Source organism: Bradyrhizobium sp. Ken01 (assembly GCF_055807355.1).
In genome coordinates this window covers 90095-111567 of the sequence record NZ_JBVVPC010000022.1, presented here as the reverse complement: position 1 = coordinate 111567, position 21473 = coordinate 90095, and the positions used below count along the sequence as shown (strand labels likewise).

Sequence of the window (21473 nt, the reverse complement as noted above, 5' to 3'; positions counted from 1 at the left end):
CCGATGAAATCGGAACGGGGGCTCTAGATTCTAGTTTGGCGCGTTTTCTTGACGCGAACCGGCATCTACTTCGCTCGAAAACGCTCTAGCCGGTCTTGAGCGCAAGCTCCATGACTTCGGCGCGACCGACGAGGCCGGCATATTTCCCGATCGGCAGGGGCTTGCCGAGCAAATAGCCCTGCACGCCGTCACAGCCTTCCGCGGCGAGGAAGGCGAGTTGTTCCAGCGTCTCGACGCCCTCGGCGACGATCGACATTTCCAGGCCATGGCCGAGGTCGATCACCGCGCGCACGATCGCCGCCGATTGCGGGTTGCGGCCGAGATTGATGATGAAGGCGCGGTCGATCTTGATCTTGTCGAACGGGAACGCCTGGAGATAGCTCAGCGAGGAATAACCGCTGCCGAAATCGTCCATGGAGATGCGGACGCCGAGCGCCTTGAGCCGGCGCAGCAGCGCCAGACCGCGATCGAAGTCCTCGATCAGCACGCCCTCGGTGATCTCGAGCTCGAGCCGGCCGGGTGCAAGACCCGTCTCGAGCAGGATGGAATGGACGAGCCCGACCACGTCGCCGTGCATGAACTGCGCCGGCGACAGGTTGACCGCGATCTGAAGCGGCGTCGGCCAGGACGCGGCCTCGCGGCACGCCTCGCGCAAGATCCACTCGCCCATCTCGACGATCAGGCCGCTTTCCTCCGCGATCGGAATGAATTCGGCCGGAGAGACCTGGCCACGCACCGGATGCTGCCAGCGTGCCAGCGCCTCGAAGCCGATGATCTCGCTCTCGGCGACGCTCTGGCCCGCAGCTCCCTGCGGCTGGAAGGCGAGCGAGAGCTCGCCGTTCTTGATCGCCATCGAAAGGTCCTGGTGCAGTACGCGGCGATCGCGTATCTGCTGGTCCATCTCCGGCTGGAACAGGCTGATCGTGCCGCGCGATTTCTGCTTGGCGCGAAACAGCGCCGCGCCGGCATTGGCGAGCAGCGAGGCGGCGTCGGCGCCGTTGTGCGGGAAGATCGACATGCCAGTGGTGACGCCGGCGCGAACCGGGCGGCCGTCGATCTGGAATTCCTTGGCGACGGCATCACCGATCTGCTGCGCCAGCGCGAGACCTGCGTCCGGCTGCTTACCGTCAATGATCAGGCCGAACTCGTCGCCGGACAGGCGCGCCACAACACCGCCGCGCGCGGAGTCCTGGAGCCGCTGGGCCACCTCGACCAGGAGCTTGTCGCCGTGCGCATGACCGAAGACGTCGTTGACCTCCTTGAGGCCGTCGAGATCGACGCACAGAACCGCGAACTCCTCGCCGGTGCCCTCGCAGGCCTCGATCATCTGGGTCAACGCCTGCAGGAAAGCGGCACGGTTCGGCAAATCGGTGAGGCCGTCGTGATAGGCCATGTGCGCCATGCGCGACTCGGTCTGCCGGCGATCGGTGACGTCCTCGTGGGTCTTGATCAGATATTGCGGCTCGCCGGTGTCGCTCAGCACGGTGGCGCGGCGGGTGAGGAACAGCCGCAGCCCGTCCTTGGTGGAGATCGGGTGCTCTTCGGTGATCATCCCGCGCTTCTTGATCGCGGCTTCGTCGCGCGCGATGATCAGCTTGGCTTCCTTGGGATTGAAGATGTCGGACGCGGTCAGGCCCGTGGCTTCCTCGCGCCTGCGGTTGAGAATCGTCTCCGCGCTGCGGTTGGCGAGCAGGTAGCGGCCGTCCTTGACCTGCTCGACGATCAGGGCCACCGGGATGTTGTCGACCACGAGCTCCAGGAACTTCTTCGTGCTCTCCAGCTCCTTCGACAGCGAGCGGCGATCGGTGATGTCCTCGAACACGAGCATCAGGAATTCGGGCTTGTTGCTCTCGTTGCGGACCACGATCCGGATCGAGGCAACCATGCGCCGCTCACCGGCGCGGTCAACCTCGAATTCGTTGCGAAATTGGCCGTCCTGCGAATCGAGTGCCGCCCGGTCGGTCGCCTCGATGCTGTCCGCCGAGACTGGCGCAAACAGCTCGCGCGCGTTCTTGCCGACGACATGGTCGCGCGAGAAACCCCAGAACCGCTCATAAGCGCTGTTGGCGAAGATGTAGCGACCATCCTCGATGTTCTTCGCGGCCACGCAGGCCGGCACGTGGTCCAGCAATGTTTCCAGGAACTGCTTGGTGGAGGCGAGCTGCCGCGACAGCCTGCGCTGCTCGCTGACGTCCAGATGCGTCGTCACCGAGCCGCCATTGGGCAGCACGAAATATTTCACCAGGATGGCCCGCCCGTCCGGCAGTTCGGTGATCAAGCCGTTGGTGCTTGCCGCCTTCTCGTAGAACTCGTCGTTGGAGGCGCCGCCGAGCACACCGCGCTTGCGTCGCAGCTCGAGGAGTTCGTAGCCGTTCATGTTGGCCCAGAGATCCGACCGCGCCAGGCCATAAAGCTCGATATAGCGGTCGTTGCAGAAGATGATGCGCCGCTGCGCATCCGTCATCACCACGCCCTGGTTGAGATTGTTCATCGCGGAGGAGACGAAGGCATTGCGCCGCAGCTGCAGACGCCTGGTCCGGCGCAGCGAGGAATGGATCCACAGCGCGATCGCGACGAGGAACGAGCAAGTCACGACGCCCGCGATCAGGGCTTCCCAGATCACGTTGGGATCAAGCTCGCCGAGATAGCTCGGAGGGGTGAAGCTGTCCGAGAGGGCAAAGGCGCGCGCAGGCGCGACCGCTGCGGCCAGGCACACGGCGGCCTGCATCGCAATCGGAAGCGCGCTGCCCGCGTGCCAGTTCTTCTCAGCCATCAGCCACCCGCGATTTCAACGTCGGATTGTCTGGCCTCGTGGGTTTGGATCGGGTAAACGCCTGTACGCGCAACGGAAAAATGTGGCATCAAATACGGCAATTGCCCTGACATGATAAATTCTTCCTTAATGGAAAACGCTCCCGCGCCGCCGTTCCCAGGCGTGAGGCCTTGGTCGCTTCGAGCAGACGTCCTGCACAACCATGGATAAGGTCGACTGCGTCGTCATCGGAGCCGGCGTGATCGGGCTCGCGGTGGCTCGAAAGCTGGCGCAAGCCGGGCGCGAGGTGATCGTGCTCGAGCAAGCCGAGGCCATCGGCACCATCACCTCCTCGCGCAACAGCGAGGTGATCCATGCCGGCATCTACTACCGCGCCGGAAGCTGGATGGCGCGCATGTGCGTCGACGGCAAGCACGCGCTCTACCGTTACTGTTCCGAGCGCGCCATCCCGCACAGGAATTGCGGCAAGCTGATCGTCGCGACCAATCCGAAAGAGACCGAGAAGCTGCAATCGATCAAGGCGCATGCCGAGGCCAACGGCGTGCTCGACATGCAGCTGCTCACCGGCGATGCGGCACGCGCGCTGGAGCCGGCGCTCGCCTGCGACGCCGCGCTGCTGTCGCCGTCGACCGGCATCATCGACAGCCACGCCTACATGCTCTCGCTGCGCGGCGAAGCCGAGGAGGCGGGCGCGGCCTTCGCGTTTCACACCCCGCTGATCCGTGCCAAAGCGACCGCCGGCGTGATGGAGATCGAGGCGGGCGGCGAAGCGCCGATGACGCTGCAATGCAGCCTCCTCGTCAACGCCGCCGGGCTCTCGGCGACCACGGTGGCGCGCAACATCGAGGGCATGCCGCTGGAACGGATCCCGACGGCCTACCTCGCCAAGGGAAACTACTTCAGCTGCAATGCCAGGGCGCCGTTCTCGCGCCTGATCTATCCGGTGCCCGAGCCCGGCGGGCTAGGGGTGCATCTGACGCTGGACATGGCCGGGCAGGCCCGTTTCGGCCCCGACGTCGAGTGGATCGAGACCATCGATTATGAGGTCGATCCCTCACGCGCCGAGCGCTTTTACCCGGCGATCCGCAAATACTGGCCGACATTGCCTGACGGCGCGCTCATGCCGAGCTATTCGGGTATCCGGCCGAAGATTGTGCCGCCAGCGGTAGCCACGCAGGATTTCTTGATGCAGGGCCCGCGCGATCACGGCGTCGAAGGCCTGATCAATCTGTTCGGCATCGAGTCGCCCGGATTGACGTCATCGCTCGCGATCGCGGATCACGTCGCCGACCTAGCAAATATGTAGTGTTTTAAAGCGAAGAGGATTTCGGTGCGCGTAAAGAACCGCGTCCAGACAAGAAGCTAGGGCCGCGCAAATCCTTGCACGGTGCGCGCCCTACAGCAGGGATGAGCGCAAGGGCTCCCATCCCTGCCTGAAAGGGTGCGATCAACTCTAAGCTGTTACGGGGGTACTAGTGGAGCGTGTCGCCGTGCCTGAGACGCTCGATCTGGTCCTTGACCATCAACTTCCGGCGCTTCAACTCAACAATTTGCAGGTCGTCTGTTGAAAGGTGCACGAGAGCTTCGTGCAATTCGTTTTCGAGAGTTTTATGCTTCCGTTCCAATTCAACCAGATGTGCCTGAATTGTCATTCGAAACCTCCTCGGTAGGGGTGAACCTTGGATTCGACCGGACGAGGAAGTGTACATCACCGATTCGTTCTGTCGATGGATATCAGTCGTCGCAGTGTCATTTTTAGAAATTCATATGTAACGAAGCGTGAGTAAGGGAACCACGCGGGAAAAATCCGTGATATCAATGCGCTTGCGCAACGCCGGAGCGACCGCAGAAATATCTCGCGGGAGATCGGCGCCCGACAGCCCGAGATCGCTTGCGATCACGGCGCGCAAGGACGATAGTTTCCACAGGGCATCCACAGCCTTAATCTCACGCCTATCGGTTTTTCGGCCACCGCAGACATGACCAATGAAGATGCGCGCGAACTCGAATCCGAGCTCGCCCGGTTGCACCAGGAACACCGAGATCTCGATGTGGCGATCGATGCACTGCATCAATCGCCCGCCCCCGACCTGTTGCGGTTACAGCGGTTGAAGAAACGCAAGCTGTTGTTGCGTGACCGTATCGCGTTCATCGAAGACCAGATCACGCCCGACATCATCGCCTGATCCACAGGTAGAACTTTACGGCGGCCCCGCCGCACGTAAATCCGCTTGACTCGAAAGGAACAAAATAAGAACATTTGGACACCCAAGGCCCCCGGGGAAACCGTCCAAGGAAAAACGCAGATGTCGGCGACCGCCCTTCTCGACAACAGCCATTATGAACAAGCCTGCGATCAGGCGATCGCGATGTGCGACGGCAATCTGCGCAGCACCATCAAGGCGCTGATCATGGCCAATGAATATCTGGAGGCCGAGCTGGAGGAATTGCAGGCGGCCATTTCCGCCGGCTGCATTCCGGAGACCTCGCGCAGCAAGATGCGGAGCAAGGGCAGCGCCGCCTGAGCTGTCAGCTATCGGAGCCGACCATGTCCGATGTCACCTATTACGTTGCATTACCCTTCCTGACCGACGAGGACGGATCGCCGGTCGCAGGTGCGGCCGAGGAATGCCAGACGGCGGCGGCCGCGTTACGGCGTGCCGAGGTTATGTCGCACGGCGCCGGCCACACCGGCGCCGTCGCGTTCAGCCGCAGCGGCGATCCCATGACGGGCGAATTCGGTGACGCCAAACTGCTCCGCAGCTTCGGCAACGTACCGAAGGACCTCGGCACGCTTTAACTAGCTGCTGACGAGCCTGATGCGCGGCTCGTGCCGCCGGTGCGCCTTGCGCACATACATCGCAGCATCGGCCTCCTCCAGGGCGCGCGCGGCGTCGGACTGCACCCCAAGCAGGGCGACACCGGCGGAAGCGCCCGCACTCACGTGCTGGCCGCGAAAGACAAAGGACAATTCGTCGACAGCCTGCTCGAAGGCCGCGGCCTTCGCCTTGGCGTCGGTCTCGCTGAGATTCCAGAGCAGCAGCGCGAACTCGTCGCCGCCGAGCCGGCCGACCACGTCGGAGGCGCGTATCTGCCGCGTCAGCGTGGTGGCAATCGCCTTCAGCACCTCGTCGCCGGCCGCATGGCCGAAGGAATCGTTGATCGGCTTCAGCCGATCGACGTCGAGCACGATCAGCGCGCCGCTGGCGCGGTAGCGCTTCATGTAGGCGACGGCGCGTGCGAGCTCGCGTTCGAAGCCGCGCCGGTTCGGAATATCGAGCAGGAAGTCGGTGTCGGCGGCCGCCTCGAGCTCCGCGACCCGCCGCAGCGCCCCCTTGAGCTTGCTCCGGAGCTCGCGGATGGTCGCGTTGATGGCCGTCTTGATGACCTCCGTGGGGCCGTCATCGGCAGACGCTCCGCGTCGCGACGGTCTGGTCGGACGCTTGCCCGGACTGTTGGCCGGACTCACGGCCGGACGCTTGAGAACAACTTTGGAACGGCCGGCGCTGGTCTTCGGGCCCTTTTTGGCCTTCGCAGCGCTCGCCCTTTTTGGTTTCTTCATGGGCGTCCTGCTCAATGAAGGCTTGCGGGGATTCACCAAGACAGGATAGTTCATTCCCTTCTCCTTGCCACCGCCTTGCGAGCCACCGGCCGGAACCTTTAATCTGGCCTATCTTTCTGTTTTTCGAGCACAATTCACGTCATGACCGCGCCGATCGCCATCATCATGGGAAGCCAGTCGGACTGGGACACGATGCGGCATGCCGCCGACACGCTCGCAGGGCTCGGCGTTGCCGCCGACACCCGCATCGTATCGGCCCACCGTACCCCCGACCGACTGTTTACGTTCGCCAAAGGCGCCAAGTCGGCTGGTTACAAAGTCATCATCGCCGGCGCGGGTGGCGCAGCCCACCTGCCCGGCATGGCGGCGGCGCTGACGGAACTGCCCGTGTTCGGCGTCCCCGTCGAATCCAGGACGCTCAAGGGCATCGATTCGCTCTATTCGATCGTCCAGATGCCCGCGGGCATCCCGGTCGGCACCCTCGCGATCGGCAAGGCCGGCGCCATCAATGCGGCGCTGCTGGCGGCTGCCGTGCTGGCCTTGTCCGACCCGGCCTTGTCCGACCGCCTCGCCGCCTGGCGCAAGGCGCAGACCGAGGCCGTGGCCGAGCGCCCGGAGGACAAGGCGTGACTGACGCAAAGCAGGTGAAGCTGAAGCCCGGCGACACCATTGGCATCCTCGGCGGCGGACAATTGGGGCGGATGCTGGCCATGGCGGCGGCACGGCTCGGCCTGCGCTGCCAGGTGTTCTCGCCCGATCCGGACTCACCGGCCTTCGACGTCGTTCTGAATGCGACCTGCGCCGAATATGCCGATGTCGAAGCACTTGAGCTGTTCGCCAACGACGTCGACGTCATCACCTACGAATTCGAGAACGTACCGTCCGCGGCCGCGATGGTGCTGGATGCGCGCCGCCCGGTGCTGCCCAACCGCAAGATCCTCGAGACCACCCAGGACCGGCTCGCCGAGAAGGATTTCGTGACCCGGCTCGGCATCGGCACCGCAGCCTATGCCGACGTCACGTCGGTCCCGTCATTGCGGGAGGCGATCGCCAGGATCGGCCTTCCTGCGGTGCTCAAGACCCGCCGCTTCGGCTATGACGGCAAGGGCCAGGCCATCATCCGCGAGGGCGACGACATCGCGAAAGTGTGGACCAGTCTCGCCACCAAATCGGCCATCCTGGAAGCCTTCGTGCCGTACGAGCGTGAGATTTCCGTGATCGCCGCCCGCTCGGCCACAGGCCAGGTCGAGTGTTTCGACGTCACCGAAAACGAGCACCGCGACCACATCCTGAAGATCTCCCGTGCGCCGGCGCGGATCCCGGACGTGCTCGCCGAGGAAGCGCGCAGCATCGCCGGCAAGATCGCGGGCGCGCTCGATTATGTCGGCGTGCTTGCCGTCGAGATGTTCGTGCTCGCCAACGGCACCGGACCCAAGGTGCTGGTCAACGAGATCGCTCCGCGCGTGCACAATTCCGGACACTGGACGCTCGACGGTGCGTCCGTCTCGCAGTTCGAGCAGCACATTCGCGCCATTGCCGGCTGGCCTCTCGGCAAGCCCGTGCGCCACGGCGAAGTCGTCACCATGACCAATCTGATCGGCGACGAGATCAACGAATATGACAAGTGGCTGAGCGTGCCGGGCGCGACCGTGCACATCTACGGCAAGGGCGCGCCGCGTCCCGGCCGCAAGATGGGCCACGTCACTGAAGTGCGACCCACGACTGGCAATTAACGGGACCGCGGCGCATGCCGCGATCCCGCTTTGGGATTACGCTGTCTTTGCGCCCGCGACGACGCCGGCAGGTTCGTCGCTGAGCCAGCGATAGATCACCCCGCCCATCGCGCCGCCGATCAGAGGCGCGACCCAAAACAGCCAGAGCTGCGACAGCGCCCAGCCGCCGACGAACAGCGCGGGCCCTGTGCTGCGCGCCGGGTTCACCGAGGTGTTGGTGACGGGGATGCTGACGAGATGGATCATCACGAGCGCGAGCCCAATCGCCAGCGGCGCAAAGCCCGCGGGCGCGCGGCCGTGGGTGGCGCCCATGATGATGAACAGGAACATCATGGTCATGACTACCTCGGTGAGGAAGCACACGATCATGCTGTACTGGCCGGGAGAATGGGCGTCGTAGCCGTTCGACGCGAACCCCTTGCTGACGTCGAAGCCGGGAGCTCCGCTTGCGATGACGTAGAGCAGCCACGCGGCCACGATCGCACCGGCGACCTGCGCAATCACATAAGGCAGGATCTGTCCGGCCGGAAAACGTCCGCCGGCGGCGAGACCGACGGTGACGGCCGGATTGAGGTGGCAGCCTGAGATGTGTCCGATCGCATAGGCCATCGTGACCACGCTCAGCCCGAATGCGAGCGAGACACCGACCAGACCGATGCCAACCTGCGGAAAGCCGGCTGCGATCACAGCGCTTCCGCAACCTGCGAATGTGAGCCAAAAGGTGCCGATAGCCTCGGCCGCGTATTTCTTCATATCCATGTGTCGTCCCCTGCTTTCAAAGATTCCGGAACAAAGCTCCGGAAACGGCCCCACCCTGGGCGTCAAATCTCCCAAATCAGGGCCGCACCGAGGTATTTTGCCTCATTTAATGGCTGAACTTGGCCCGAAGGCCCGCTTGGCCGGTGGACATCCCAGGTTTTGTCTGATACATCCGCGCCCTCAAGGTTAAGGGCTTGTGCGTTTCGCCATCCCCTTTGACTTACCAGAATTCAAATCCGATCCACTGAAGAGGATGCCGCGTGCAGGTTCTCGTTCGCGATAACAATGTCGACCAAGCCCTCAAGGCGCTGAAGAAGAAGATGCAGCGCGAGGGTATTTTCCGCGAGATGAAGCTCCGCGGTCACTACGAAAAGCCCTCCGAAAAGAAGGCCCGCGAAAAGGCCGAAGCCGTGCGTCGCGCACGCAAGCTGGCCCGCAAGAAGCTGCAGCGCGAAGGCTTGCTGCCGATGAAGCCGAAGCCGGTGTTCGGCGCTGGCCCCGGCGGTGATCGTGGCGGTCGCGGCGGCCCGGGTGCCGGTGCAAGTGCAGGTCCGCGCGGACCGCGCTGATTTACCGGACTTGAGAGATTTCAGTTTTCGATGACGCGGGCCCCTGGCCCGCGTTATTGTTTTGTGAGCGGTGCCTTCCTGGGATAGGGCACTACCGATGCGGCACTGGCGCGAGCGAACCGTAGATGGCCTCCCCTTTCCCCAAGCGCGGCTTGGCGCAGTTGCGCCAGATCTTGCTGCAGCCGTTTGCGCTGGCCTTGATGGGGATTTCGCTGTGCGGCTGCTCCTTCGACCTGGGATCGCTGACGCCGGAGAAGGAGAAGCCGCAGGAGGCACCCAAGGCAGCTGCGACCGCAGAGAACGTGGTCAGCGCAGTCAACGTCAGCGAAGCCCAGGCCCATACGGCAAAGGCCCAGGCTCTCGCAAAGTCCGGCGACGCAGCGGCTGCGCTTGATGAGTTCAACCGCGCGGTCGGGCTCGATCCCTACAATGCGCAGGCGCTCTATGGCCGCGCCCTGATCTACCAGGGCAACAACCAGCATGATTTCGCGATCGCCGATTTCAGCGCCGCGAGCGGACTCAATCCGCAGAAGGTCGAGCCGCTGCTCGGCCGCGCCATCAGCTATCTCGCCCTCGGCAAGGTCAAGGAGGCCGCGGCCGATCTGGATGAGGCTTCCGAGGCCGATCCCCACAATGCCCAGGTCTGGACCATACGCGGGCAAGCCTATGAACGCCTGGGCGACAGGACCAAGGCGGCGGCGTCCTACACCAAGGCGGTCTCGCTTCGCCCACGCGACGACGCCGCCCGCAGCGGCCTCGCCCGCGTCGGCGGCTGACGATTCTGGCGCAGCCGCAGGCGCGGTCTTAATCCGGGGTGACGCCCTTCGGCAGAACGGAATGGAACATGGACTTGACGCCCGACAACATGTCGTCGGCGACATTGGTCTTCGGCCGCGGCATGGACGCGCCGGCATCGGCGCGCAGATCGAGCGGGGGCGCGATCATCGGAACCGGAATATCAGCCGGGGGTGTCAGCCGATTCGGGTTCTCGTTGCCGACCGAGGAGGTATAGGGCGGGCTCGCCTGCGACGCGCCGCCATTGCCATAGGCCTCGGCTGCGGGTGTCGAGACCGTGATCGGCGGCGGCAACGGACGCACCGTTGACTGATCCAGGGGGATGACACGCGGTGCCTCTGGAGTGCGGGCGGCTTCGCGCACCGCAGGCTCCTGGATCTTCTCGGACGCCTTGATCTCGGAAGCTCTGGCCTCCGAAGACCTGGCCTCCGAAGACCTGGCTTCCGAAGACTTGGTCTCAATCGACTTGGCCTCAACGGCTTTGCCCTCAGGCGACTTGCGCAGGCGCTCGATCGCGGCGCGCACGAGATCGTTGGCGTCGGGGGTTGCGACCGGCGCGGCAGCAGCCGGCGCCGAATTGGCCTCCACCACCGGAGTGGCGGAAGCGGGTGCACTGATGGCCGGGGTGGACTTGGCGACCGCCTTGTCGCGCGCGGACGGCTTGCCGCGGGGGGCAGCCTCGGCCGGTGCCAAATCCGCCGTCGACGTCTTCGACTCCGCGGCGGGCTGATCGGCAGCCTTCTCGGTCGCCGGCTTGTCCGTCACCTTCTTCTCGGAAATGCCCTTGGCCTTGACGCCGGGCGCGGGGAGGTTGGCCACATCCGCGGGCTTGCCGTTCTTGCCCGCCTCGGCGGGCGCCATCACGGCCGCGGGTGCATCCGCCGCCGGCTTGGCGTTGATGTAATGATTAACGATGTACGCCCCGATGATCGTTGCGAGCACCGAGGGGAAGATGTCCATCGAGATTTTAGCGACGTATTTCAGCATTCCGGCCACTCCCCGCGCGATCTGATGCGGGAACTTTGAGGCATAGTGAGGGATCAACTGCGACAGATCAATGGCAAAGGGGTACGCCGGACTTACGACTTCAGCTCAACCTCAAGGAACACGATCTCGGTTGCGGTTTCGTTAAGCACATCGTGCTGGACGCCGGCCTTGCGAAAATAGGATTTCCCGGCCGCAAGCTGCGCTTTGGACCGCTCGCCATTGGGTGCCACGATGGTCATTTCCCCTGCGACCACGGGAACAATGACGTAGTCCATGCCGTGGGTGTGATGCCCGGTGGCGCTGTCTGGCGCGAGCCGCCACTCGGTCACCCGAACCTGCTCATTGTCGACCTGAACTTCGGACTTGGCGGCAAGCATCGGAACTCTCCTGGGGCATATCCGGAAAACCGGTTCAGGGCACGAAAACCATGAACACGTAGACGGCAAATACCACCATATGGACCAGCCCGAACAGGACATTGGTCCTGCCCGTACCGAAGGTCAGCATGCTCAGGAAGAAGGTCAGGAGCAAAAGGACGCTGCCCTGCTCGCTGAGGCCGAGCGTGAGCTCCTTGTCGAGTGCATAGGTGGCGACACCGACGGCCGGGATGGTCAGCCCGATGGTGGCGAGCGACGAGCCGAGCGCGAGATTGATGCTCTTCTGGAGGTCGTTCTTGCGGGCAGCCGACACCGCCGCGACGCCTTCCGGCAGCAGGATCAGGAGCGCGACCAGAAGTCCGGCAAAGGCAGGCGGCGCACCAATTTTGGCCCCGACGGCGTCGACGACCAGCGAGAATTTCTTGGACAGCAGCACGACCGCCAGCAGCGCAATCAGCAGCAGCACGATGCTGAGCACCATGGTCCGGCCCGACAGATGCGCCTCGCCGCTGCCGCCGCCCGCCCGTTCGTGAACGAAGTAATCCTTGTGCAGTACGGTCTGGGTATAGAGAAACACCCCATACAGCGCGAGCGTGACCACGTCGACGAAGCCGAGTTGAACCGCCGAATAAACCGGGCCCGGCGTGGTCGTGGTGTAGTTCGGCATGATCAGCGTGATCGTCGCGAGCGCGAACAGCACGCTGAGATAGACGTTGGCGCCGGAGAGCTGAAAGCCCTGCTCGCGATAGCGCAGGCCGCCGATGAAGATGCAGAGCCCGACGAGGCCATTGCAGACGATCATGACCACGGCGAACACGGTGTCGCGCGCCAGTTCCGGGGCCGGCTTCTCGCCCAGCATGATCGTAGTGATCAGCGCCACCTCGATGATGGTCACCGCGAGCGTCAGCACCAGCGTGCCATAGGGTTCGCCGACCCGCTCGGCGATCACTTCGGCATGATGGACCGCGGCAAACACCGTGCCGAACAGGATGACGAGGAGCACGAGGGCGAAGACGAGCCCGCCGAACGACAGCGTGAACACGTAGCCCGTCGCGCTGACGGCCGCGAACAGCAGCACGGCAAGCGCCGGAAAGATCCAGGCCGACCGAGGCATCGGATTATGCGCGCTCATCCATCGGCTCCAATTGCTTCGCGCAAATTCATCGCATCTTGGGCGAGCAGTAGCAAATCGGCAGGCAGATTCAATGCCAGCGCAGGATCGGAGCGAACGGCAGCAGCGTCAGCAGGACGAACAGCGGGATCAACACCGCGCTGGCGCGCACGAAATAGCCGAAGAAGCTCGGCATCTCGATGCCGTTCTCGCGAGCGATGCTGCTCACCATGAAATTCGGCGCGTTACCGATATAGGTGAGCGCGCCCATGTAGACTGCGCCCATGGAGATGGAGGCGAGCGTGCCCGAGAGCTCGTGCATCATCACCTGCGGGTCCCCACCGGCCAACTCGAAGAACAACAGATAGGTCGGCGCATTGTCGAGGAACGCCGACATCAGACCGGTAAACCAGAAATAGGCAACCTCGCGCGGCGTGCCGTCCGGCGTCGTCACGGCCGACAGCAGCCAGGCGAACGCGCCGTGATGGCCGGCATTGAGCATGGCGATGACCGGGATGATCGCGATAAAAATGCCGGCGAACAGCTTTGCGACCTCGCGGATCGGCTCCCAGGTGAAGCCGTTGGCCTGCCTGTGCTCGTCGGGCGTCAACCACACCGACAGGCCCGCTATGGCCAGCAGCGCCGCGTTGCGGGCAATATCTTCCAGCTCCAGCCTGGTTCCAAGAATGTCGAAGGCGATGCCGGACTTCCACATCGCCGAGGCCAGCAGGCTCGCGACGATGGCTGCGATCAGCACCAGGTTGACGAGGCCGCGGATGCGGACCGGCTTCGCGGCGCCGGCAGCGCCAAGGAAGGGTTCGCTACGGAAGCGCCAGACGTCGATGACGACGAAGATCGCGAGCAGCAGTCCGGCAACGATCGCCGTCTGCAGCCAGATGGTCCGCGTGGTCCAGAAGAAGTCGACGCCATGCAGGAAGCCGACGAACAGCGGGGGATCGCCGAGCGGGCTCAGCGCGCCGCCGACATTGGCGACCAGGATGATGAAGAAGATGACAACGTGGGCGTTGTAGCGCCGCGGCCGGTTGGCGCGGATCAGAGGGCGGATCAGGATCATGGCCGCCCCCGTGGTGCCGACCACGCTCGCCATCACCGTACCGAGCGCGAGGATGCCGGCATTCGCTGCCGGCGTCGCCTTGATGTCGCCCGTCACGAGAATGCCGCCAGCCACGACATAGAGCGAGAACAGCAGCATGATGAAGCCGAGATATTCGGCGAGCATGGCGTGAACGAGCGCCGCCAGCGTCGCCATGCTCCCGGCAAGGATGACCAGCGAGGCGAGTGCCAGCAGCGACCAGGCCGCGGCGATCTTGCCGTAATGATGGTGCCAGAATCGTGCAAACAGTAACGGACCAAGCGCGATCGACAGCAGGAGGCCGGCAAAGGGCAGCGCATACGGCCAGCCCATCGCCGCGCCGTCGAGCGCGGTCGCCGCCCATGCGTGCTGTGGCAACAACATCACGAGGATCGCGGCGATGAACCCGCTCGCGCGCCGAACGACAAGTCGTCTAGAAAGCAATGAAGCGCCTCGCCGTTTCAATCGCACCGAATGCATCGAGATTGTCGTGTCCACCGCCCGCAAAGCGAACGAACTGTTTCGGTTCATGCGCGAGCGCGAACAGACGCTCTCCGAACACGATGGAAATGGCAAGGTCATTGGTGTCATGCATCACCAATAGCGGCACAGTGACGCGCGGGATGCGCTCGTCGGAATGGAATGGATCGCGCATCAGCAGACGCACCGGAACGAACCAGAACGATGATGCTGCAATGTCGGCCGTCGATGTATAGGGCGCTTCCAGGATGAGTTTTCCAACACGATGCTCCGAGGCGACCGCGACCGCCACGCCGGTCCCGAGCGAAAAGCCCCAGACTGCGATTCGTTCCGCCGCGTAGCGCGCGGTGGTGAAGGCGTAGGCGGCCGCGGCATCGCGCAGCAGGCCCGCCTCGCTCGGAGCCCCGCTCGAGCCGGCATAGCCGCGATAGGACAGCGCGACGAGGCCGGTGCCGTCCGCCATCATGGCCTTGAAACGACTGACGCGACCGGCGAGATAATCGCCATTGCCCGGAAAATACAGGATCACGGGGCGGCCGGGCCTCGCCGGCACGTGCCAGACGATGACCTTCTCGCCATCGGAGGTGGTCAGGACGTGCTCTTCGGCCTGAGGAAGGCCTGCGGCGTCCGGCGTGGTGCGACCGACCGGCGGGATCGGAAACAGCATCTCGCGCTGCCTGACATACAGCACGAGGAGACCGGCGCAATAGACGGTCACGAGCAGGATGGCGATCCACTTGACGATGGTCATGATGACACGGCCCGGCCCCGGTTCAGGGCTTGCACTGGCTCCGCAGCAATTTCATGACCTCGCGCGTGGCGCGCCGGAACGGCACAGCAGCCGCACGCCGCCGCATGGCGGCGCGCTTGGCAATGGCCCGCTTGCCTCCGCGCTACATCGCCTTGACGATGTTCTCGGTGACCTTCTTGGCATCGCCGAGCAGCATCATGGTGTTATCGCGATAGAACAGCGGATTGTCGATGCCGGCATAGCCCGACGCGAGCGAGCGCTTGATGAACATCACGGTGCCGGCCTTCCAGACTTGGAGCACGGGCATGCCGTAGATCGGCGAGGTCTTGTCCTCTTCGGCCGCGGGATTGGTGACGTCGTTGGCGCCGATCACGAAGGCGATATCGGCCTGCGCGAATTCGGAGTTGATGTCCTCGAGCTCGAACACCTCGTCATAGGGCACGTTGGCTTCGGCCAGCAGCACGTTCATGTGGCCGGGCATGCGGCCGGCGACTGGGTGAATGGCGTATTTCACCTCAACACCTTCCTTCTTCAGGACGTCGCCCATTTCGCGCAGCGCATGCTGGGCCTGCGCCACCGCCATGCCGTAGCCCGGCACGATGATGACCTTCTGCGCGTTCTTCATGATGAAGGCGGCATCATCCGCCGAGCCGAGCTTGGCCGGCTTCTGCTCGCCGCCGCCACCGCCGGCAGCGGCGGTCTCGCCGCCGAAACCGCCGAGGATGACCGAGATGAAGGAGCGGTTCATCGCGTGGCACATGATGTAGGAGAGGATCGCGCCGCTTGATCCCACCAGCGCGCCGGTGATGATCAGCGCGGAATTGCCGAGGGTGAAGCCGATGCCGGCCGCGGCCCAGCCCGAGTACGAATTCAGCATCGAAATCACGACCGGCATGTCGGCGCCGCCGATCGGGATGATCATGAGGACGCCGAGCGCCAGCGCGATGATGACGATCAGCCAGAAGTCGAGCGCGCTGCCCGACATCACCAGCCCGACGATGAAAACGACGAGCGCGATCGCCAGCGCGATGTTGATGATGTGGCGGAACGGCAGGATGATCGGCGCACCGCTCATGCGCGCGGACAGCTTCAGGAACGCGATCACCGAACCGGTGAAGGTCAGCGCGCCGATGGCGACGCCGAGCGACATCTCGACCAGGCTCTGCGGATGGATGTTGCCGGGGCTGCCGATGTCGAAGGCCTCCGGCGCGTAGAACGCACCGGCGGCGACCAGCACCGCGGCCATGCCGACCAGCGAATGGAACGCGGCGACCAGTTCCGGCATCGAGGTCATCGGCACCCGGCGGGCGATCACCGCGCCGACGCTGCCGCCGATCGCGATGCCAAGGATCACGAGGATCCAGGCGAGGCCGTCCGCCGGCGGATGGCTGGCGAGCGTGGTGGCGACCGCGATCGCCATGCCGATCATGCCGAAGAAATTGCCCTGCCGCGATGAGGCGGGGCTGGACAGCCCGCGCAGTGACAGGATGAACAGCACACCCGCCACGAGATACAGAACTGCAGCCAGATTGGCGTTCATCTCAGGTCCCCTTTGTCTTCGTCACCCCGAGGTGCACGCCGCTCACTTCACCTTCTTCTTGTACATCGCCAGCATGCGCTGGGTGACAAGGAAGCCGCCGAAGATATTCACGCAGGCGAAAATGAGCGCGATGAAGCCGAAGCCGCGCGCCCAGCCCGAGCCGCTCGAGATCATGCCGACGCCGACCGCGAGCAGCGCGCCGACCACGATCACCGAGGAGATCGCATTGGTGACGCTCATCAGCGGCGTATGCAGCGCAGGGGTCACCGACCACACCACGAAATAGCCGACGAAGACGGCGAGAACGAAGATCGACAGCCGGAAGACGAAGGGATCGACGACTTGTGCAATATGCTCCATGACGGCTCTCCTTACGCTTTCGGCTGGAAGTTCGGGTGGATGACGGCGCCGTCCCTGGTCAACGCGGTCGCTTTGACGAGCTCGTCGTCCCAGTTCACGGCCAGCGCCTTGCTGGTCTTGTCGACCATCGTTTCGATGAAGTTGAACAAATTGCGCGCGTAGAGGCTCGAGGCCGACGCCGCGACGCGGCCGGCGACGTTGGTGTAGCCGACGATCTTGATGCCATCGACATCGGCGACCTCGCCCGCCTTGACGCCTTCGACATTGCCGCCCCGTTCGACGGCGAGATCGACCAGCACCGACCCTGGTTTCATCGACTTGACCATGTCGGCCGTGACGAGCTTCGGCGCCGGCCGGCCCGGAATGAGCGCGGTGGTGATCACGATGTCCTGCTTCTTGATGTGCTCGGCGGTGAGCGCGGCCTGTTTGGCCTGGTATTCCTTGGACATTTCCTTGGCGTAGCCGCCGGCGGTCTGCGCGTTCTTGAATTCCTCGTCCTCAACGGCGAGGAATTTTGCACCGAGCGATTCGACCTGCTCCTTGGTGGCGGGCCGGACGTCGGTCGCGGTGACCACGGCGCCGAGACGGCGCGCGGTCGCGATCGCCTGGAGGCCGGCGACGCCGACGCCCATCACGAACACTTTGGCGGCGGGCACCGTGCCGGCTGCGGTCATCATCATCGGGAAGGCGCGTCCGAAGGCCTCGGCGCCCTCGATCACGGCGCGGTAGCCGGCGAGGTTGGCCTGCGAGGACAGCACGTCCATCACCTGCGCGCGCGTGATGCGCGGCATCAATTCCATCGCGAAGGCGGAGACGCCGGCATCGGCGATCGTCTTCAGCGCGGCCTCGTTGCCGTAGGGGTCCATGATGGCGATGACCAGCGCGCCGCGCTTGTACTGCGCGAGCTCGGAGGCTTCAGGGCGCTTCACCTTGATGATGATGTCGGCGTCCTTCAGCGCGTCGGCGCTGACGGTGGCGCCCACGGCGGTGAATTCGGAGTCCGGCAGACCCGACTTGAGGCCGGCGCCCGGCTCGACGGCGATCTCGGCGCCCAGCGCCTTGAACTTCTTCACCGTATCCGGCGAAGCGGCGACCCGCGGCTCCGACGGATCGATTTCCTTGGCAACGGCGATCTTCATAGGCCCTCCGGCGACGCGGGAAAGAGCGCGCACGCGAACTTAGCGTTACTCCCGCAACGTTGGATACCGGTTTTCAATCCGGCTTGATTGCAAATTTTATGGGCACCGACGACGCTGGCGGTGCTGCAGGAGATGGATCAGGTCAGGAAGATCGCCATCAGGATCACGATAAGCGCGACCGAGACCGTGCCGTACTTCACCAGCTTGATGAAGCCCTCGTAGGTCTGCTCGTGGGCAACGTAGTCGTTGCCGTCGGCGGTGCTGTACGCCACTTCGCTATGGTCAGCCATGAATTGTCCCCAGTCGAAAGTCGAATTTCATGGCTGGGATACCGCAAACTTTCGGGCAGGGCAACGGCAGGCAGGCGCGGTTTCCCGGCAAATCGGGTCATTTGGAATTCCGATTGGCGGAATCCCGCTCAGACCGGAGGTCCGCCCGTTGCAGGCGATCTCCGGTGCCACGAGCCGAAGGCCTCTCAGCGCAGGCCGAGCGCCCGGCGGACTGCGCCGATCGGCTCCACCTTGCTATCGCAGAAGTTTCGCTTTGCGCAGCGTTCTCCCGGAACGTTGACGACGATCGCATCTGCCCCCGCATCCTCAGTGAGAAAGCCGTGGGTCATGTGGAAACCCAGCGCGCGGTAGACCTCGAACTGCTCCTCCGAGAAGAACTGGTCACCGGTGGTTTCGTGCGGGAAGGTGTCGTTGCGGCGTGCATAGTCGCGGATGTAGTCGTTCTCGTCTCCGGTCAGGGACGATTTGATGTACACGAGGTACCCCTTTTCCCCCGAGCCGTAGTCGATGGTGCCGACCGCCATGTGCGGTCCGCCCGCGGCGTGCCGGGCCGCGCCCGGGGATTTGGCTGCGTTGCACTTCATCCACTCGCGCGTCGTGTTGCGGATCGGGGTCCACGGCAGGTCGATGATGATCCCGAGATCGATGCGCGCATAACGCTGCAGCGTCATCAGAGACGAGAAATTCATCGGCGCATCGGCTTCGGCGTCAACCGCGATGATCACCTTGCAGCGTCGTCGCAACAACTCGTAGACACCGAGATTCTCGATGTGTCCGCCGTCCGTCAGGTAGACCGCATCGGCATTCTCGTAGAGCCGGCCCGAGATCTCAGACCATAGAAACAAAGGGGTCGAGTGGTGCTGCGGCCTGTCCTTTGTCGAGACCCAGCGCGGGTTCTTCAACCAGTACCCGAGGCGCACGTTGAGGAGCGCCAGGGTCGGGGTCAGCGAGCGGATCGACCCCGAGCCCATGTTCGACGAAGCGGCGGCCCCGGAGATCGCCATCGCGGTCGCAAGATCGAGGCCCAGCGCGACCTTCTCGAACGCCGGTGTATTCGCATAGCCGGTGGCCTCGCTGCCGACGTGCAGCGGCGAGAATATGAAGAAATCAGCGTTCCGTCCCCGCCGATTGGCGAAGTCGGATCCTTGGATGTTCAGGGCGGCGTTGATGATGGGATATGGCGAGGCCAGGCTGCTTTTTTTCGATGTCGTGACCGTCATCGCTCCCGCTGGATCGACGCCGTAGTCCAACTGATGCAGCAGACCGCTCAGCTTCTCCTCGTCGAGCGGAAGGAAATCCCTCCCCTGGTCCAGGCTCGGCATGTTCCGCGACGGCTCCCCGTCGGCGTAGTAGAGCGGATTGAACAAGAAGGCCTTGCTGAGGCGATCACGATAGAGCCGGTGCAGCGAATTGGCATTCGGCCCGAGGATCCACGACAGGCTGAATAGGGCCGAGCCCGAGAAGAAGTAGAGCAGCACCATCCGCCAGCTGACACTGTTGCCGAACTGGTACTTCGACCAAGTGAATGTGCCCGGGGACTGCAATGACGCAACGGAAAACAGCCATGGGGGGATGTGCGAGATCGGCCCCACCGGCTTGGAGGCGACGACCTTTGCTTCGCTATTGGTGATCTCTGCCGAGAGCTTACGCGTCGCCGAGTCGAACTGGACATTTCCCTTGACGTCGACACCGGCCGCGGGCGGCACGGGTTGCACGCCAGCCGCTCCCCACTCCTCGATCATGGGGTATTGGCGGTAGGCGGCGTCGAGCGTCTTGTCGTTCGCGATGCCCCAATAGCAAAGATAGAGATATCCGACCCAGATCAGTAAGGGCAGCGCCAGTCCCGCGACAAGCACGGCTGCTTTCGCCGCATGGGCGAGCAGGCGTGGGCCAAGGTCCGAGGCGCCGGCGCCCTTCAGCAGGTCGGCGAATTGCTGCCGGAACAGCGTGACGGCCGCCGCAACCGGCGCAGTAATGGCCGCAAGCGATTGGAGCCATTTGATTGCAACACCCCCAATGATGCCGCCGGACTGAGCCGTGTTGGCGTCGGCGAGGTCGAACATCTGGGCGATCATGAAGGGCTGAAATTCGAAGAAGCAGATGGCGGCAAGCAGAACGAGATAGGTCGCGCCGACAGTCGACGGATAGCCGCGGAATTCACCTCCCTTGGTCGACGAAATCGAGCGCAGCACCGCCCAGCCGAAGAAAAGCACGAGGCCGAGCAGGAGCGCTGCAAGCGAAAGCCCAAAGTGATCGACGTTCAGGCAGCTGGCGATCGCGCAGATGAGTCCCAGCGCAAACGCAAGACCGGCCAGGTAGCGAAAAAGCTCGCGCCGCCCGAATTTGAAAAGGCGCCCGACCAACAAAAGCAGCAAGGCGGCAACAAGGCCGCCAAGAAAGAAGGCAGGCATCAATCCCAGGCTGGAGAGGGGACCAAGATTGCTGGTGTCGTCGACGCTCAGCCCGAAGAAATTGGTCGTATAGAGTGACGAGCGTGCGGCGTTGGACAGGATCGTGATCACGGCAACGAGCAGTACGACCGGCAGCGTAAGGCTCAGATTGGCAACGAGTCCACGCACGACGATTGCGACGCCGGTGATCAGATCTCGCGCGCCGGCCGGAACGAGGTAGTTCGAGTAGTTCCGGATATGGCCCACCGCAGGCGTGTCACTGATCTCATTGGCGCTCTCGGCGCCAGGTGTCGGCGTGCTTCCGAACACGAAATTCTGCGCCCGCGTCATGGTCGCCGTGAACGAACAGCCGGTGTAACCGCCGCCCGATACGGTCGACAGATAGTCGATGTGCTTGATCAGCCCGTGGTGATTGAAAGCCTGCAAGACGCCGAGGCAGATTGCGGAGGATCGGATTCCGCCGCCCGACAACGCAAGGCCGACCGTGTCGATCGCCTTTTCGTCGCCAGGGTATGCGACGGGATCTATGCCTTGGGCGCGGCGGCGGTTGTTGATGGCTGCGAGCTCGCGCTTGACGATCTTGCGGTGCTGCGTCCCCCACAGCTGCTGTTCCTCCACAGCCCGTGGCGGCTCCACCTTGGGGTCTGGGGCACTGATCCTGGCCATGTTCGCCTCCCTGGCAAAGCACACCACGACGATCAACAATCACAGATTGCATTACAGGCCGAAACCGCCCGCAAGAA

General features: G+C 63.8%; 22 protein-coding genes. 8 read left to right on the top strand and 14 right to left on the bottom strand.

Going from position 1 to position 21473, the window contains the following annotated elements:
- Positions 1-85 precede the first annotated feature (85 nt).
- Positions 86-2773: a sensor domain-containing protein gene (locus AC0L3S_RS21380; RefSeq protein ID WP_473281114.1), complete on the bottom strand. Its 2688-nt coding sequence runs from the start codon at positions 2771-2773 to the stop codon at positions 86-88.
- A 202-nt stretch (positions 2774-2975) separates the two neighbouring features.
- Here AC0L3S_RS21380 and AC0L3S_RS21375 point away from each other — a divergent pair, with 202 nt between their 5' ends.
- Complete coding sequence (locus tag AC0L3S_RS21375) at positions 2976-4079, top strand: NAD(P)/FAD-dependent oxidoreductase (RefSeq protein ID WP_473281112.1); 1104 nt, start codon at positions 2976-2978, stop codon at positions 4077-4079.
- Positions 4080-4245: 166 nt separating this feature from the next.
- Here AC0L3S_RS21375 and AC0L3S_RS21370 read toward each other — a convergent pair whose 3' ends face one another.
- Positions 4246-4425 carry a YdcH family protein gene (locus tag AC0L3S_RS21370; protein ID WP_007596254.1) on the bottom strand — a complete coding sequence of 60 codons (180 nt, stop codon included), beginning with the start codon at positions 4423-4425 and terminating at the stop codon, positions 4246-4248.
- Between the two features lie 327 nt (positions 4426-4752).
- On the opposite strand from AC0L3S_RS21370, the gene AC0L3S_RS21365 reads away from it, so the two are divergent.
- The 3 genes from AC0L3S_RS21365 (at position 4753) to AC0L3S_RS21355 (ending at position 5573) form a co-directional block, all read left to right on the top strand.
- The gene (locus tag AC0L3S_RS21365) at positions 4753-4959 is read left to right on the top strand and encodes a YdcH family protein (RefSeq protein ID WP_007596255.1); all 207 of its coding nucleotides are present in this window, start codon (positions 4753-4755) and stop codon (positions 4957-4959) included.
- A gap of 120 nt (positions 4960-5079) precedes the next feature.
- Entirely contained in the window at positions 5080-5298 is a 219-nt protein-coding gene (locus AC0L3S_RS21360) for a hypothetical protein (protein WP_106941998.1), read from the top strand.
- A gap of 23 nt (positions 5299-5321) precedes the next feature.
- Entirely contained in the window at positions 5322-5573 is a 252-nt protein-coding gene (locus AC0L3S_RS21355; protein ID WP_007596257.1) for a hypothetical protein, read from the top strand.
- Here the strand turns inward: AC0L3S_RS21355 and AC0L3S_RS21350 are convergent, their stop codons facing one another.
- Positions 5574-6335 (bottom strand): GGDEF domain-containing protein, encoded by a 762-nt coding sequence (locus AC0L3S_RS21350; RefSeq protein WP_473281110.1) that lies wholly within the window; start codon positions 6333-6335, stop codon positions 5574-5576.
- Between the two features lie 141 nt (positions 6336-6476).
- On the opposite strand from AC0L3S_RS21350, the gene purE reads away from it, so the two are divergent.
- Both purE and AC0L3S_RS21340 read left to right on the top strand, forming a co-directional pair.
- Positions 6477-6965 (top strand): 5-(carboxyamino)imidazole ribonucleotide mutase, encoded by a 489-nt coding sequence (gene purE / locus AC0L3S_RS21345; RefSeq protein WP_473264871.1) that lies wholly within the window; start codon positions 6477-6479, stop codon positions 6963-6965.
- Positions 6962-8068, top strand: coding sequence for a 5-(carboxyamino)imidazole ribonucleotide synthase (locus AC0L3S_RS21340; protein ID WP_473281107.1), 1107 nt, complete (start codon positions 6962-6964; stop codon positions 8066-8068). The genes purE and AC0L3S_RS21340 overlap by 4 nt, the downstream gene beginning before the upstream one ends.
- A 36-nt stretch (positions 8069-8104) precedes the next feature.
- Here AC0L3S_RS21340 and aqpZ read toward each other — a convergent pair whose 3' ends face one another.
- A complete protein-coding gene (aqpZ, locus tag AC0L3S_RS21335; RefSeq protein ID WP_473281105.1) occupies positions 8105-8827 on the bottom strand; it encodes an aquaporin Z in 723 nt (240 codons plus the stop codon).
- 260 nt (positions 8828-9087) lie between these two features.
- On the opposite strand from aqpZ, the gene rpsU reads away from it, so the two are divergent.
- Both rpsU and AC0L3S_RS21325 read left to right on the top strand, forming a co-directional pair.
- Positions 9088-9396 carry a 30S ribosomal protein S21 gene (gene rpsU, locus AC0L3S_RS21330; protein ID WP_007596265.1) on the top strand — a complete coding sequence of 103 codons (309 nt, stop codon included), beginning with the start codon at positions 9088-9090 and terminating at the stop codon, positions 9394-9396.
- Positions 9397-9521: 125 nt separating this feature from the next.
- Entirely contained in the window at positions 9522-10172 is a 651-nt protein-coding gene (locus tag AC0L3S_RS21325) for a tetratricopeptide repeat protein (protein ID WP_473281103.1), read from the top strand.
- Positions 10173-10200: 28 nt separating this feature from the next.
- Here the strand turns inward: AC0L3S_RS21325 and AC0L3S_RS21320 are convergent, their stop codons facing one another.
- From AC0L3S_RS21320 to AC0L3S_RS21275, 10 genes are all read right to left on the bottom strand, one after another.
- Positions 10201-11178: a hypothetical protein gene (locus AC0L3S_RS21320; protein WP_473281100.1), complete on the bottom strand. Its 978-nt coding sequence runs from the start codon at positions 11176-11178 to the stop codon at positions 10201-10203.
- 92 nt (positions 11179-11270) lie between these two features.
- Entirely contained in the window at positions 11271-11555 is a 285-nt protein-coding gene (locus AC0L3S_RS21315; protein WP_473264875.1) for a cupin domain-containing protein, read from the bottom strand.
- A 34-nt stretch (positions 11556-11589) separates the two neighbouring features.
- Complete coding sequence (locus AC0L3S_RS21310) at positions 11590-12687, bottom strand: calcium:cation antiporter (RefSeq protein ID WP_473281098.1); 1098 nt, start codon at positions 12685-12687, stop codon at positions 11590-11592.
- A 70-nt stretch (positions 12688-12757) separates the two neighbouring features.
- The gene (locus tag AC0L3S_RS21305) at positions 12758-14239 is read right to left on the bottom strand and encodes a sodium:proton antiporter (RefSeq protein ID WP_473281096.1); all 1482 of its coding nucleotides are present in this window, start codon (positions 14237-14239) and stop codon (positions 12758-12760) included.
- Positions 14193-14990 carry an alpha/beta hydrolase gene (locus tag AC0L3S_RS21300; RefSeq protein WP_473281094.1) on the bottom strand — a complete coding sequence of 266 codons (798 nt, stop codon included), beginning with the start codon at positions 14988-14990 and terminating at the stop codon, positions 14193-14195. Before AC0L3S_RS21300 ends, AC0L3S_RS21305 begins: the two co-directional genes overlap by 47 nt.
- A 142-nt stretch (positions 14991-15132) precedes the next feature.
- Positions 15133-16530: an NAD(P)(+) transhydrogenase (Re/Si-specific) subunit beta gene (locus AC0L3S_RS21295; protein ID WP_007596277.1), complete on the bottom strand. Its 1398-nt coding sequence runs from the start codon at positions 16528-16530 to the stop codon at positions 15133-15135.
- 42 nt (positions 16531-16572) lie between these two features.
- Positions 16573-16890 (bottom strand): proton-translocating transhydrogenase family protein, encoded by a 318-nt coding sequence (locus AC0L3S_RS21290; protein ID WP_007596278.1) that lies wholly within the window; start codon positions 16888-16890, stop codon positions 16573-16575.
- An 11-nt stretch (positions 16891-16901) separates the two neighbouring features.
- Positions 16902-18029 (bottom strand): Re/Si-specific NAD(P)(+) transhydrogenase subunit alpha, encoded by a 1128-nt coding sequence (locus tag AC0L3S_RS21285; protein WP_473264879.1) that lies wholly within the window; start codon positions 18027-18029, stop codon positions 16902-16904.
- Positions 18030-18166: 137 nt separating this feature from the next.
- Complete coding sequence (locus AC0L3S_RS21280; RefSeq protein ID WP_007596280.1) at positions 18167-18319, bottom strand: aa3-type cytochrome c oxidase subunit IV; 153 nt, start codon at positions 18317-18319, stop codon at positions 18167-18169.
- Positions 18320-18504: 185 nt separating this feature from the next.
- Positions 18505-21396, bottom strand: coding sequence for a cell division protein (locus tag AC0L3S_RS21275; protein WP_473281092.1), 2892 nt, complete (start codon positions 21394-21396; stop codon positions 18505-18507).
- Between the last annotated feature and the right edge of the window lie 77 nt (positions 21397-21473).